The 12,941-nt window shown below is 70.4% G+C and carries 11 protein-coding genes and 1 pseudogene; 5 read left to right on the plus strand and 7 right to left on the minus strand.

Annotated elements, in window-relative coordinates; genetic code table 11:
• Positions 1-7: 7 nt before the first annotated feature.
• From GI374_RS14750 to GI374_RS14775, 6 genes and pseudogenes are all read right to left on the minus strand, one after another.
• Entirely contained in the window at positions 8-1,084 is a 1,077-nt protein-coding gene (locus tag GI374_RS14750; RefSeq protein WP_154337826.1) for an FAD:protein FMN transferase, read from the minus strand.
• Positions 1,065-3,272 (minus strand): PepSY domain-containing protein, encoded by a 2,208-nt coding sequence (locus GI374_RS14755; RefSeq protein ID WP_154337827.1) that lies wholly within the window; start codon positions 3,270-3,272, stop codon positions 1,065-1,067. Before GI374_RS14755 ends, GI374_RS14750 begins: the two co-directional genes overlap by 20 nt.
• Before the next feature lie 9 nt (positions 3,273-3,281).
• Positions 3,282-3,743, minus strand: coding sequence for a DUF2271 domain-containing protein (locus GI374_RS14760; protein ID WP_154337828.1), 462 nt, complete (start codon positions 3,741-3,743; stop codon positions 3,282-3,284).
• A gap of 77 nt (positions 3,744-3,820) precedes the next feature.
• Entirely contained in the window at positions 3,821-4,177 is a 357-nt protein-coding gene (locus tag GI374_RS14765; protein WP_154337829.1) for a PepSY domain-containing protein, read from the minus strand.
• A gap of 159 nt (positions 4,178-4,336) precedes the next feature.
• A pseudogene (locus GI374_RS19860) lies at positions 4,337-4,851 on the minus strand (cytochrome b).
• A gap of 55 nt (positions 4,852-4,906) precedes the next feature.
• Complete coding sequence (locus GI374_RS14775; protein ID WP_154337830.1) at positions 4,907-5,341, minus strand: PepSY domain-containing protein; 435 nt, start codon at positions 5,339-5,341, stop codon at positions 4,907-4,909.
• 159 nt (positions 5,342-5,500) lie between these two features.
• Here GI374_RS14775 and GI374_RS14780 point away from each other — a divergent pair, with 159 nt between their 5' ends.
• Genes GI374_RS14780 through GI374_RS14790 form a run of 3 tightly spaced genes read left to right on the plus strand, consistent with a single transcriptional unit; the run spans position 5,501 to position 9,462 of the window.
• Positions 5,501-6,121: a response regulator transcription factor gene (locus GI374_RS14780; protein ID WP_154337831.1), complete on the plus strand. Its 621-nt coding sequence runs from the start codon at positions 5,501-5,503 to the stop codon at positions 6,119-6,121.
• Positions 6,118-7,455 carry a sensor histidine kinase gene (locus GI374_RS14785; RefSeq protein ID WP_370515381.1) on the plus strand — a complete coding sequence of 446 codons (1,338 nt, stop codon included), beginning with the start codon at positions 6,118-6,120 and terminating at the stop codon, positions 7,453-7,455. The genes GI374_RS14780 and GI374_RS14785 overlap by 4 nt, the downstream gene beginning before the upstream one ends.
• Before the next feature lie 24 nt (positions 7,456-7,479).
• A complete protein-coding gene (locus GI374_RS14790; RefSeq protein WP_370515382.1) occupies positions 7,480-9,462 on the plus strand; it encodes a heavy metal translocating P-type ATPase in 1,983 nt (660 codons plus the stop codon).
• 60 nt (positions 9,463-9,522) lie between these two features.
• Here GI374_RS14790 and GI374_RS14795 read toward each other — a convergent pair whose 3' ends face one another.
• Positions 9,523-10,404: a LysR family transcriptional regulator gene (locus tag GI374_RS14795; RefSeq protein ID WP_154337832.1), complete on the minus strand. Its 882-nt coding sequence runs from the start codon at positions 10,402-10,404 to the stop codon at positions 9,523-9,525.
• 201 nt (positions 10,405-10,605) lie between these two features.
• On the opposite strand from GI374_RS14795, the gene GI374_RS14800 reads away from it, so the two are divergent.
• Both GI374_RS14800 and GI374_RS14805 read left to right on the plus strand, forming a co-directional pair.
• The gene (locus GI374_RS14800; RefSeq protein WP_154337833.1) at positions 10,606-10,827 is read left to right on the plus strand and encodes a heavy-metal-associated domain-containing protein; all 222 of its coding nucleotides are present in this window, start codon (positions 10,606-10,608) and stop codon (positions 10,825-10,827) included.
• 71 nt (positions 10,828-10,898) lie between these two features.
• Positions 10,899-12,848: a cation-translocating P-type ATPase gene (locus GI374_RS14805; protein ID WP_195759944.1), complete on the plus strand. Its 1,950-nt coding sequence runs from the start codon at positions 10,899-10,901 to the stop codon at positions 12,846-12,848.
• The last annotated feature ends 93 nt before the right edge of the window (positions 12,849-12,941 follow it).

Below are 12,941 nucleotides of genomic sequence, written 5' to 3' on the forward strand. Positions count from 1 at the left end.
GTTTTCATTATGAGCCGGCGGCTGCCGGTGCTTGCATGATTAAAGAATAGGGTGTCCGTCGATGCCGAGGAATTGGCGAACCAGGCAAGGTTGACTTGCACCGATGCACAGGGACGCGGGGCTCGTCCGCCCCGGCCGGCGCGCCGAACAGGTGGCCTGTCGCCAGCGACCGGATGCCCTCCGCCTCACGCAGCAGGAACACCGCATCGAGGCCGAGGCGGCGGGCCAATGCGGCACCCTCCACCTCGCCCAGCACCATCAGCGCGCTCGCCCAGGCGTCGGCCTCGGCACAGGTTCGTGCGACGACGGTGACGGAGGCGGGCGGGTCGAGCAAAGGTGCGCCGCGCTGAGGATCCATGGTGTGGGGCAGGTCCCGCTCTCCTGCCCGGACCCGGTGCCGGTAATCGCCCGTGGTCGCGACCGCGGCATCGCGCAGGACCAGCACTGAATGCGCCGCGCGTCGGTGCGGATCGGGCGTTTCGACGGCCACGGCCCACGCCTGCCCGTCCGGCCGCGAGCCAAAGGCGCGCATCTCACCGTCGATGCCGACCAACGCCGCACGAATGCCAAGCCGCTGCAGGGTCTCGGCCAGCCGGTCCACGCCGTAGCCCTTGGCGATGCCGTTCAGATCGAGCGTCGCCGGCGCGGCTTTCCGTGCGCGGCAGGCGGCGTGATCGAGTTCCAGCAGCTCGTGCGCGGGGCGGCGGGGAACGGAAAGCGCCTGCCGGATGCGGTCCGCGCCGGCGGGTGCCGGGCCGAAGCCCCAGGCCCCTACCGCGTCGCCCATGCCGATGTCGAACGCCCCGCCCGAGGCGCGGCCGACCTGCAGTCCCAAGCGCAGCACGGCCATGAGATGCGCGGGCACGGGCACCCACTCGCCTACCGGTGCCGCGTTCAAGCGCATCAGGTCGCTGTCGGCGCGCCAGGTGGACATCTGCGCGTCGATTTCGTCAACGGCAGCCTGCAGCGCGTGCTGCACAGCTGCCGGGTCAATGCCGTCAGCGAAGAACAGCGCCGACCAGCGGGTGCCCATCGTGGGACCGCTCAGCGCGCGGCGCGTCAGGTCAGTAGATGTCTTCGACATAGCGTCCCTCGGCTTTCAGCAGCGCGGGCGTCAGCCCCGCAGGAAGGAGGATATCGGCCAGCGCAGCGCTGACGCCCGCGGCCATTCCGCGCCCGCCGCAGACCATCACCCGCGCGCCCACGCCGACCAGCCGCGCGACCTCGGGTGCCTCGTTCCGCAGGGCGTCCTGGACATAGTGTGGCCGCTCGCCGCGTGAACTGGCGGTGAAAAGGCGGGAGAGGCGTCCTGCCCCGTGCCAGTCCGCCAGTTCCTCGCGGTAGAGGAAATCGCTTTCCGGGTGTCGCATCCCGAAGAACAGATGCACCGGACGGCGGCGCGCATTGGCGCGGATGAAGCCCGCAAGCGGTCCGATCCCGGTGCCCGCGCCGATCAGGATCAGCGGCTTTCCTGCTCGGTCCGCATGGAACCCCTGATTGCGGCGCAGGAAGGCCTGCACCGTCCCCCTGGGCTCCAACTCCGAAAGCTGCCCCGAGCAGAGGCCATCCGGCTGCTTGCGCACCACGATCTCAATGAAACCGTCGCGCGAGCCTGAGGCGAGAGAATAGAAGCGCGGCACGGACGAGTCTTCGGGCAGGATGCCCAGCAGGTCGCCCGCTCGATAGCGCGCGGATCCATGCCCGGTCAGCCGTTGCCACAGAGTCGGGGAAGGCCACGCAAAGCGCAGGATTGCGGTCGGCGCCTGCACCTCGGCGCCGTAATCGCGGCGCGAGATCAGGGTGAGGGGTTCGCTGGCGGGTGTCACCGGTTGGTGGACGAGTTCCAGCGGCATCCCCAGCGCCGCGCCGAGCGCATGTCCCCAGCGGGCAAAATCCTGCGGCGACTGGCGGTCGATGCTGTCAATTGGGAGAAGCTGCGGCCAGCCCTTCGCCTCGGCGGCTGCGGCCACCGCTTCGGCGAAGGCGCAGAAGGCCGGAAAGCTGCGGTCACCGAAGCTCAGCACCGCCAACGGCGCACCCGGCGCGCGGTCCAGCCGCGCCAGCCTGTCAAGGAAACCCTTGGCCGATTCTGGGGCGCAGCCCTCGCCATAGGTCGCGGCCAGGATGATGAACCGTGCGGCCTGCGGATAGCGCGTTGGGTCGAAGCCGGTCATCGGCGCGACATGGACGCGCTGCCCCGCCTGCGACAGCGCCGCGTGCAGGGTAGCGGCAAAGCCCCAGGTCGAGCCACCCTCGCTGCCGACCAGCAGGACCGTCTCGGCCTGTCGCGGCGGGGCATTGCCCCGGATGCGGGGCCGCGCGCGGTGCGAGGTCAGCCACAACAGCACGCCGGTTCCGACCATGACCGGGACGCCCAGCGCCATCAGCCCGAGCACCAGGCCCAGCACAGCCGCCCCTTGGCCGGTGTGCAGCATGAAGATGGTTTCTGACACCTGCTGCCACGCAGACAGATCGGCCCAAGCGAGCAACGCGCCGGTTCCCTGATCCAGATAGCCGGTGCCCTGGTCGGTCTTGAGCGTGTGGACATCGGCCGGATCATTCGGATCGGCCAGCGACAGGCTGCGGAAGGCGGCGACTGGCAGTTCCTGCAAGGCGCTTGCCCCGGCCAGGTCCATGCCGGTCTGGCCGCTGACCTCGGCCGGAAAGGCGGGGGTGCTGGCGCCGTCTGGCAGCAGATCGAAGGTCGAGGCCGACATCCACAGCCCCGTCGCCGCGGACAACACGAGGCCGACCACGGCGATCCGTGCGATTTCAACATGCAGCCGCCCGGTCAGAGACCCGCGCAGCGGGGCGAACCAGCGTCGCCAGCCGCCAACCCGGCGCGCGACCAGCGCCGCGCCCGAAAGCGCAAGCACCAGCATCGCGCCCGCGCCGACCGCCGCGACGATGCGCCCGGCGTCGCCTAGAAACAGCGAGCGGTGCAGGTTGGTCAGCCAGCGCTTCACCGGGGCGGGATCGGTGGGGGCGGCGTCCTGCCCGGTCACAGGGTCGATCACCGCGGCCTGCGGCGTACCCCCGTCGAACCAGTAGGCGGTGACCTGCCCCGACGGGGCGCGCCGGATCTGCTCCAGCCCCGGATGGCTGGCGGCAATGGAGCCGGCGAGATCGGCCACGGAGAGGCTGGCCTTGGCTTGCGGCGAAGACAGCCGCTCGGCCGCGGGATAGACAGACAGGATCGCCCCGGACAGCGCCAGCACGGTCAGCAGCAGCGTCGCAAGGATGCCCGGCCAGCGATGGAATGCGCGGATCATCTTGGTGCCTTATTTGTGCGAAACCCTGGCGATGTAGCGCGAGCCGGTGGCGCTCGCCCCGGCTGCGGTGAGCGGCAGTTCGACCTCGTTCGGGCTGTCCCGCATCTCCTCGACCGAGGCATCGACATGCAGCGTGTAGCCCGCGTCGAACAGCGCGTCGGCGAGATCGAGTGTGATTTCCAGCGTGCGGCCCGCGCCGACGCTGGCGCCGGTGATGCCGTCGACCTGCCGGGTGTCGCCGCCAGTCATGCGATACCAGCCCGAGAGGGAATCGTAGTACTTCGACTTCTCGCCGGCCATCCACAAGCTGCCCACATAGGCGCCCTGCGCGTCGGTGACATAAAGCGCGAGATAGGCGCCGTCGCCGCCGTAGTTGTTCAGCGTGGTGGTCAGGGTGACGGGCCGGGCCAGCGCGAGGCCGGGAAGGGTCAGCGCGGTGGAAAGGGCCAGGACGGCGGCAAGGGATTTCATGATCGGGGTTCCTTCAGGAAAATGCGAGCGGGCTTTCCCCGGCGCCGCTTGTGTTGGGCGCCGGGAAAGAGCAGCACTCAGTTCGCGGGTGCGGGTGCGGGTGCGGGTGCGGGTGCGGGTGCGGGTGCGGGTGCGGGTGCGGCTGGCGCCGGCGCGACGGGAGCGAACTCCTCCAGCTCCGCCTTGATGACGTCGAGGGTTGCCGGGTCGATCTTGGCCTCGATCGTGTTGCCGCCAATGTCGGTCACGTGGACCTCGTAGCAGCCGTCATCCAGCTCCGTGGAGGTGATGGTCCAGCCGTAGTCGGTGGCCAGTTGCGCCACGGCTTCCCACGACTGCATCTGCTCGGGCGTGACCACGCAGTCGTCGTCGGCAAAGGCGGCGCCAGCGGGAAGGACGGCCAGCACGGCAAGGGTCGCAAGCATCCGTTTCATTTCTGATTACTCCTGTGTTGCGGTTATCGGATGATGCGAATCTGCGCCCCGAGGCTGACAGGCCGCTGAACCGGCGCGGAAATCTTCGTCAGCTTGCCGTCAGCAACGGAAAAGGCCCGGCCTTTGGGGGCCGGGCCTTCGGTTCGGAGTGTAGGGAACTCAGCGCAGGCTCATCCGCCGCAGCGTTCCGTCGCGCAGGACGAACTGGTGCCACAGCGCCGCCAGAGCGTGCAGCCCGGCGAGGAGCAGGATGATGCTGCCGGCGCTTTCGTGGAACTCGGCGATTGCGCCGGGCCGCCCTTGAATCAGGGCGGTCAAGGCGGGAAGGTGCAGACCGAGGAGCTGCACCTGAACCCCCATCTGCGAGGCGACATACCAGCCGGTGACCGGCAGCGCGATCAGCAGGGCATAAAGCAGCCCGTGCCCTGCGGCAGCGACGACCGCGAGAGGGGCGACCGCCTCCCTGCCTGCGCGCCGCCGCCCGTCAAGCGCAGCAGCAGGCGCGGGAGGACGAGGGCCAGCACCGCCAGCCCCAGCGTGAAATGCAGAAGCGGCGGGTTCTGGACGACTTCGCGGCCGCCCTCGGCGGTGGCCCAGGCGCCCAACACGGCGGCGGCCGTCACCCAGTGGATGACGACCAGCGCCTTCGGATAGCGAGCGATGGTTTCGGTCATGACGTCGTCTCCGGCGGGGCGGGGGTTGTGAGGTGGTGCAGCGGCGGTTGCGGGCTCATTTCACGACGACCGCCGGCGGCGCGGCGTTGCCGAGGAGCCCGCCGGGCGGCGGCAGGTTGGCGGGCGGTGCCGTCAGCGGGGCGCCCTGACCACGCTCGTGCACCTGACGCGGCCCGTGGTCGTCGTCATCGTCATCATCCCGGCCCTCACCGCGCCGGTCTTTACGCTTCATCTCGACGACCTCGAGGGTTGCGGGGTCGAGCTTGGCCTTGAACGCCGCGCCCTGCGCATCGTTACCCCTGACCTCATAGCAGCCATCGTCAATCTTGATCCGGCCGACCTGCCAGCCGCGCGCCTTGACTGCGTCCTGCACCGCCTGGCGCGGCTGCCACCGCTCCATCGGCACCTGGCAGTCATCATCATCGGCATGGGCCGCGCCTGCCATGCCAAAGGCAGCAAGCAGGGCACCCAGCAGCATGTGCTTTTTCATCGCATTTGCCCTTTGTCCTTGTTCAGGCATCATCTGCCGCAAGTGATCGCACGTGTTCCTGACGACCAGCTTAAGCGCGCGGCACCGTCGCTTCAGGCTGCCGACAGGTTGGGCAGCGAAGCTTGCGGGGCAGCGGGCAGGCTTCAGCAAGGGGACTTCATGCGGATCCTTCTGGTCGAGGACGACACCATCCTGGGCGCCGCGGTGCGCGACCACATCGCCGCCGACGGGCATTCTGCCGACTGGGTCGGGCGGCTGGACCGCGCGGCCGAGCATCTGGATGCGGCGCCCTACGACCTGATCCTGCTGGACCTGATGCTGCCCGACGGACGCGGCATCGCCTTCCTGCGCGGCCTGCGGCGACGCGGCGACGTGACGCCGGTGATCATCCTGACCGCGCTCGACCAGATCTCGGACCGGATCGAGGGGCTGAACGCGGGCGCCGACGATTACCTGACCAAGCCTTTCGACCTGGCCGAGCTTTCCGCCCGGCTGGCGGCCGTCGCGCGGCGCTACAGCGGCAATCCCAACCCGCTGGTCGATCTCGGCGAGTTGCAGGTCGATCTGACCGCGCGGGAATGGGCGCTGTTCGAGGCCTTCGTGCAGCGGCCCGGCCAGATGCTCTCGAAAGCCCAGCTCGAGGACCGGCTCTACGCCTTCGGCTCCGAGGTAGAGAGCAACACCATCGAGGTCCATGTCAGCCGCCTGCGCAAGAAGCTGGGCGCCGAGGTGGTCGAGACCGTGCGCGGGGTCGGCTACCGCCTCGGGGACCGGCGGTGAGAGGACCGGCCAGCCTTCAGGGGCGGCTGTCGCTGTGGCTGACACTCGGGGCCGTTCTACTCTGGGCCGTGGCGGCGGCATGGACCGCCGTGCATCTGCGCCACGAGATGGACGAGGTCTTCGACAGCGCCCTCGAGGAAGCGGCCCAGCGCCTGCTGCCGCTGGCGGTGCGCGACATCATCGCGCGGGAGAAGGACGACAGCCCCGACCAGGGCGTGGCCACCCTGCGCGAGCATGACGAGTATTTCACCTATCTGGTGCGGGACGCCGAAGGACAGGTGCTCCTGCATTCGCATCGGGCCGACCCGGCAGTGTTTCCCCCCTTCTCGCGCCTGGGCTTTGCCGACACCGCGACGCATCGCATCTATTCCGACGCCGCCCTTCGGGGCACGATCACCATCTCCGTCGCCGAACCGCTGGCCCATCGCGCGCATGTGGCGCGCGAGGCGCTGGTCGGGCTGGCGCTGCCACTGGCATTGATCATTCCGGCCAGCCTGTTCGGCGTCTGGGCCGCCGTCCGCGCCGCCATGACCCCCATCCGGCGCTTCCGGGAGGGGATCGAGGCCCGCGGTCGCGGCGATCTGTCGCCGATTCCGGCCGAGGGCCTCCCCTCGGAGTTCCAACCCAACGCGCGCGCGGTGAACCTCCTACTGGACCGCTTGCGCCGCGCGCTGGAGGCCGAGCGCAGCTTTACCGCCAACTCGGCGCACGAGTTGCGAACCCCCGTCGCCGGTGCGCTGGCGCAGGTGCAGCGGCTGATCGTCGAGGCGCCCGACGAGGACACCCGCAGCCGCGCCCGTCAAGTCGAGGCCGCCCTGCAGCGGCTGGCGCGGCTGTCGGAAAAGCTGATGCAGCTTGCCCGTGCCGAGGGCGGCAGGCTGCAAGCGGAAACGCCGGTCGATATCGCAGGGGTTCTGCGGATGCTGGTGGCCGACATGCGGCGCGAGGCTCGGGACCGGATCGAACTGACGCAGCCGGACGCGGCGGTGATGGCGTCGATCGACCCGGACGCCTTCGCGATCCTCGCCCGCAACCTGATCGAGAACGCCATGCGGCATGGCGCGCGGGAGGCGCCTGTGCAGGTCTCGCTCTCGCTGGACGGCGTGCTGCGCGTGGTCAATACGGGGCCGGTGGTGCCCGCCGACGTGCTCGGACGTCTTGCGCGGCCCTTCGAGCGCGGCCCGACCGATGCGCAGGGGAGTGGGCTGGGGCTGGCCATCGTCGCTGCGATCGCCGCCGGCACGGGTGGGCGGCTCGACCTGATCTCTCCCGCGACCGGCCGGGCGGACGGGTTCGAGGCAAGGTTCTCGATGAGCCGCGCGGAGATGCGGTAGGATGCGATCCGGAAGGTGGCTGGTGTGAAACGACTCTCATCCTTCGATCTCTCGTTGGCTCTGTCGCTCGCGGCGGTGCTGGGGCTGGTGCTGGCGTCGGCGGGGCTGTGGCTGGGCGGCGGGCGGCTGGGCTCTCTGGTGACGCCGGGGCTGGTCCTCGTCTATCTGACCGGCGGGCTGCCAGCGGCGTGGCGGGCCCTCGGGGCACTGTGGAACGAGCGGGTGCTGGACATCGACCTGCTGATGGTCGTCGCCGCCGTCGCCGCGGCCGCGGTCGGCGCGCCCTATGAGGGCGCGGTGCTGCTGACGCTGTTCAGCGTGGCCGGAACGCTCGAATCCCGCGCGCTCGGCCGTGCCCGCCGCGCCATCGAGGCGCTGATGGCGCTGCGCCCGGAAACCGCCTTGCGCAAGGGACCGGACGGCACCGTCGCGGAGGTCGCGGCCGCCGATCTGGCCGTGGGCGACACGGTGATCCTGCGCCCCGGTGCCCGCGTTCCGGCGGATGGCGAGATCGCGCAAGGCCGCGGCGGCGTCGACGAGGCCCATATCACCGGCGAGTCCATGCCGGTGTCCAAGACGCCCGGCGCCCCGGTGTTCGAGGGCACCGTCAACCTTGAAGGCATCCTCGAGGTCGTCGTCACCCGCACGATCGGGGACAGCACCATCGCCCGCATGATCCGGCTGGTGACCGAGGCGCAGGCGGCCAAGGCGCCGTCCGAACGGTTCAGCGACTGGTTCGGCCAGCGTTATACCATCGCGGTGCTGGTCGGCGCGGTGCTGGCCTTTGCCGCCTTCTGGTGGCTGGGGCATGGATGGGACGCCGCCCTCTACAAGGCAGCGACGCTGCTGGTCGCGGCCAGCCCCTGCGCCATCGTCATCTCGGTTCCGGCGGCGATCCTGTCAGCGCTGTCGGCGGCGGCGCGCGGCGGCGTGCTGTTCAAGGGCGGCGCCGCGCTCGAGACGCTGGCCGCGGTCGATACCTTCGCCTTCGACAAGACCGGCACGCTCACCACGGGCGATGCCACGGTCACGCAGATCGTGGCGCTCGACGGTGACGCGGACAGGTTCCTCGCGCTTCTGGCGGGTCTCGAGGCACAGTCCGAGCACCACATCGCCGCCGCAATCCGACGCGCGGCCGTGGCTCGCGGCGTCGAGGGCGCGGAGATCGCGGAAGTCACCAGCCGCGCAGGCAAGGGGATCGTCGGCCGGGACGACCACGGCACGCTCTGGGCCGGCAACCCCTATCTCGCCGGGGAAATGGGCGCGGACCTCCGCCACCCGGCTTTGGCGGCGCTCGATTCCGGCGCCCAGACGGTCGTCTACCTGGGGCGCGGATCGCAGGTGCTCGGTGCGGCCGCCGTCGCCGACGAGGCGCGCGCCAGCGCCGCGCCCGCCCTCGCGGCGTTGCGGGACGGCGGCGTGAAGCGGATCGTCATGATGACGGGCGACCGCCGTCCGGTCGCGCTGCGGATCGGGTCGGAACTGGGCCTCGCGCCGGACGAGATCGAGGCCGACATGCTGCCCGAGGACAAGGTGCGGGCGGTGGCGGGGCTGGCCGATCAGGGGCGCGTCGCCTTCGTCGGCGACGGGGTGAACGATGCCGCGGCGCTGGCCCGCGCCGATGTCGGGATCGCCATGGGCGCTGCAGGCTCGGACGTGGCCCTGCAGGCCGCGGACGTGGCGCTGCTGTCGGAGGATCTGGAGCGGCTTGCGGCCGCCCGCCGCCTGTCGCAGCGCACCGCCAGGATCATCCGCCAGAACCTGACCGTGGCCCTTGGTGCGATGGCCGTGCTGGTCACCGGCGGGCTGTTCTTCAACCTGCCGCTGCCGCTGGCGGTGATCGGCCATGAGGGCGGGACCGTGCTGGTGGTGCTGAACGGGCTGCGCCTGCTGTCGGACCCGATCCGGCGGACCGCGCCCACGCGCGCAGTCCCCGGCCGTGCTCCGCTTCACGAGCTTCCTTCGCGCGGCGGGCATGCCCCTGCGACTTCTGTCCGCTCGGGATAACCACGGGAACCCCGCTGAGGTCGGAACGCTCAGGCACATCGCGGTTGCTCACGCCCCGCTTCAGGCGGCGCCTTCGAGCAGCGGCGCCTCCTGCGCCAGCGCCTCGGCCATGAAGTCGAGGAAGGCGCGGATGCGCGCGGTCCGGCGCAGGTCCTCGTGGGTCAGCAGCCACAGGTCGAGCGTGAAACTCTCGGGCAGCGGCGCGACCCGCGTCAACCCGGGATCGAGGTCCGCAATCCCGCACGGCAGGGTGGCGAGGCCGATGCCGGCCCTGGCGGCGGCGATGGCGGCGGCCACCGAGTTGACGCGGAAAGCGGGACGGACGCCGGGCAGGAACTCGGCGAATGCGCGCACCAGCGGCGCGTGCTCGGCGTCGAAGCCGATCCACGGCTGCTCGGCCAGCGGCGCCGTCGCCTCGGCCGCGGCCGCTCCATAGACCGCGAAGGCCAGCCGCCCCACCCGGCGGCCGACGAGCGTCTCGGGCGGCTGATTGCCGACCCGCAGCGCCACGTCGGCCTCGCGCCGCGTCAGGTTCAGCGTGGCGTTGCCGACGGTCAACTCGACCTCGATGCCCGGATAGGCGCGGAGAAAGGCCAGCAGGTGCCGCGGCAGCAGGCCCTGCGCCAGCATGTCCACGGTGGTGATCCGCACCACCCCGCTCAAGCGCAGGTCCTGCCCGGTAACCCGGCGGTCAAGGGCGGCGATCTCCGCCTCCACGCGGAGCGCGCTCTCCTGCATCGCCTCGCCGGCGGCGGTCAGGGCATAGCCGTTCGGCAGCCGGTCGAAGAGCCGCACGCCAAGGGTCTCCTCGAAGGCGCCGATGCGGCGGAAGACGGTCGAATGGTTCACGCCGATCTCGCGCGCGGCCCCGGACAGCGTGCCCGCGCGCGCCACCGCCAGAAACAGCCGCAGATCGTCCCAGTTGTCGATCCGTGCATCCATGCAATGCCGCCTTTCGGATTTCTCGGATCGCTCCGCCATGACATGCAACATAGCTGGCGATTGAAGCAATGGCCAAGGCAGCGGCTGTGCGTTCCTGCAAGGGCAGCTTTCGGGTTTCCCCAATCGCAACCTCGGACGGAAGTCATAGGTCATTGGCTGAAGGCAGGGACGAGCCCCTCCAGATGCTGAAAGGAAACGACCATGACCCAGAAAACCGTTCTTCGCAGTGACGAGCTGTCCTGCCCGTCCTGCGTGCCGAAGATCGAGAAGGCCCTGCGTGGTCTGCCCGGCGTCGAAAAAGCCGAAGTCCGCTTCAACACCGGCAAGATCGAGGTCGAGCACGACCCGGCGCAGTCGGACGTGGAGGCGCTGGTCCAAGCGATCCGCGGCACCGGCTACGAGGCGCGGCCATCGGCCTTCTGACCGCATCTCGATCCCCGCCGCGCCGCGACCCGGCGCGGCGGTCTGTTGTCTGGATGAGAAGGATGAACGAGATGGAACGACTATCTGCAACCATGAAGTCCGCCTTGGCGCATCCGGCGCAGCGGCGCCTGTGGCTGACCGCCGGCAGCGGTATGCTGATCGCGGTCGGGCTGATTGCGCGTTACGGCTTCGGCATGATCGACCTGTGGGCCGGGCTGATGGTGGCCGCGGCGCTGCTGGCCGGCTCGGACATCGCCCTGCGCGCCTGGCGGGCGCTGAAGGTCAGGCATCTGAGCATCGAGCTTCTGGTGACGATCGCCGCCGCGGGTGCGCTGGTGATCGGCGAATACTGGGAGGCGGCCGCCGTCACCTTCCTCTTCATGCTCGGTGCCTGGCTGGAGATGCGGACCATGGGCCAGACCCGCGGCGCGCTGAAGGAACTGCTCGACGCCGCACCCGCCACCGCGACGGTGCTGCGCGAGGGCGAACCCATCGAGATCCCGGCCCACACGGTTCAGTTGGGTGAAACCGTGCTGGTCAAGGCCGGCCAGCGCATCCCCGTGGACGGCGAAGTCACCGAGGGCACCGCGGCCGTCAGCGAGGCCGCCATCACCGGCGAGCCGATGCCCGCCGAGAAGGCGCCGGGCAGCCGCGTCCATGCCGGCACCATCGCCGAGAACGGGTTGCTGCGCATCCGGGCCACCAATGTCGGCGCCGACACCACGCTGGCCCGCATCATCCAGCGCGTCGAGGAGGCGCAGGAGGAGAAAGCCCCCAGCCAGCGGATGATCGAGCGTTTCGCGCAATGGTATACGCCTGCGATCATCGGGCTCGCAGTCGTGGCGTTCGCCTTCACGCAGGACATCCGGCTGGCGCTGACGCTGCTGGTCGTGGGCTGCCCCGGCGCGCTGGTGATCTCGACGCCGGTGTCCATCGTCGCCGGGATCGGCCGAGCGGCGCGCGGCGGCATCCTGATCAAGGGCGGGCAGCACCTGGAAAGCGCGGGCCGGATCGACACGATCGCGCTCGACAAGACCGGGACGCTGACCGAAGGCAAGCCGCGCCTCGCCACCGTGATCGCGCTTGACGGCACGGCGGAAGACGAGCTCCTGCGCCTCGCCGCGACCGCCGAGGCCGGCTCGGACCACCCGCTCGGCAGCCCCATCGTCGAGGCAGGACGGAGGCACGGCCCGCTGCCCACGCCCGAGACGCTGGACGAGCACGCCGGGATGGGCATCAGCGCGTGCGTCGACGGGCGTGAGGTCGCTGCCGGCAACCGCCGCCTGATGGAGAAGCTCGGCATCCCCTTGGGCGCCGATGGGGAGGCCGGGCTGAAGCGCCTGCTCTCGGCCGGGCAGACGCCGATCCTGGTGGCGGCGGACGGGCGGCTCATCGGCCTCCTGGGCATGTCCGACATGGCCCGCGAGGGCGCGGCGGACGCCATCGCCCGCCTGCGCGCCATCGGCATCCGCCGCGTTGTCATGCTGACCGGCGACCAGCGCGGCGCGGCCGAGGCCATCGCCCGCGAGGTCGGCATCGACGAGGTCCATGCGGGGTTGATGCCGGAGGACAAGCTGGCGCTGATCCGCGAGATGAAGGCAGGGGGCGCCCATGTTGCGATGGTCGGCGACGGCATCAACGACGCCCCGGCGCTCGCCGCGGCCGACACCAGCATCGCCATGGGCGCCGCCGGCAGCGATGTGGCGATCGAGACCGCCGACATTGCGCTCCTGAAGGACGATCTGGGCAAGATCCCCGAGGCGATGGCGATCTCGCGCGCGACGCTCGGCAACATGCGCCAGAACCTGGTGATCGCGCTGATGACGGTGGCCGGTCTGCTCGCCGGGGTGTTCTCGGGCGACATCCACATGGCGGGAGGGATGCTGGTGCACCAGCTTTCGGTGCTGATCGTGATCGCCAACGGCATGCGCCTGCTGCGCGTGCCGGCAAGATACCGGCCGGGCGCCAGCCGCAAGGGACGAGCGGCTACCGGGTCAGCGACCGCCCCCGCCCGAAGCTGAGCTACAGCTCAAGCCACGAGTCCCCGCGCAGATGCGCGGGGACTGATTCACGTCTCTGCGAGATTGCCGGACGCTTTTTTCCGATCTGGACGA

The organism is Paracoccus sp. S-4012 (assembly GCF_009674885.1).
GTDB lineage: Bacteria > Pseudomonadota > Alphaproteobacteria > Rhodobacterales > Rhodobacteraceae > Paracoccus.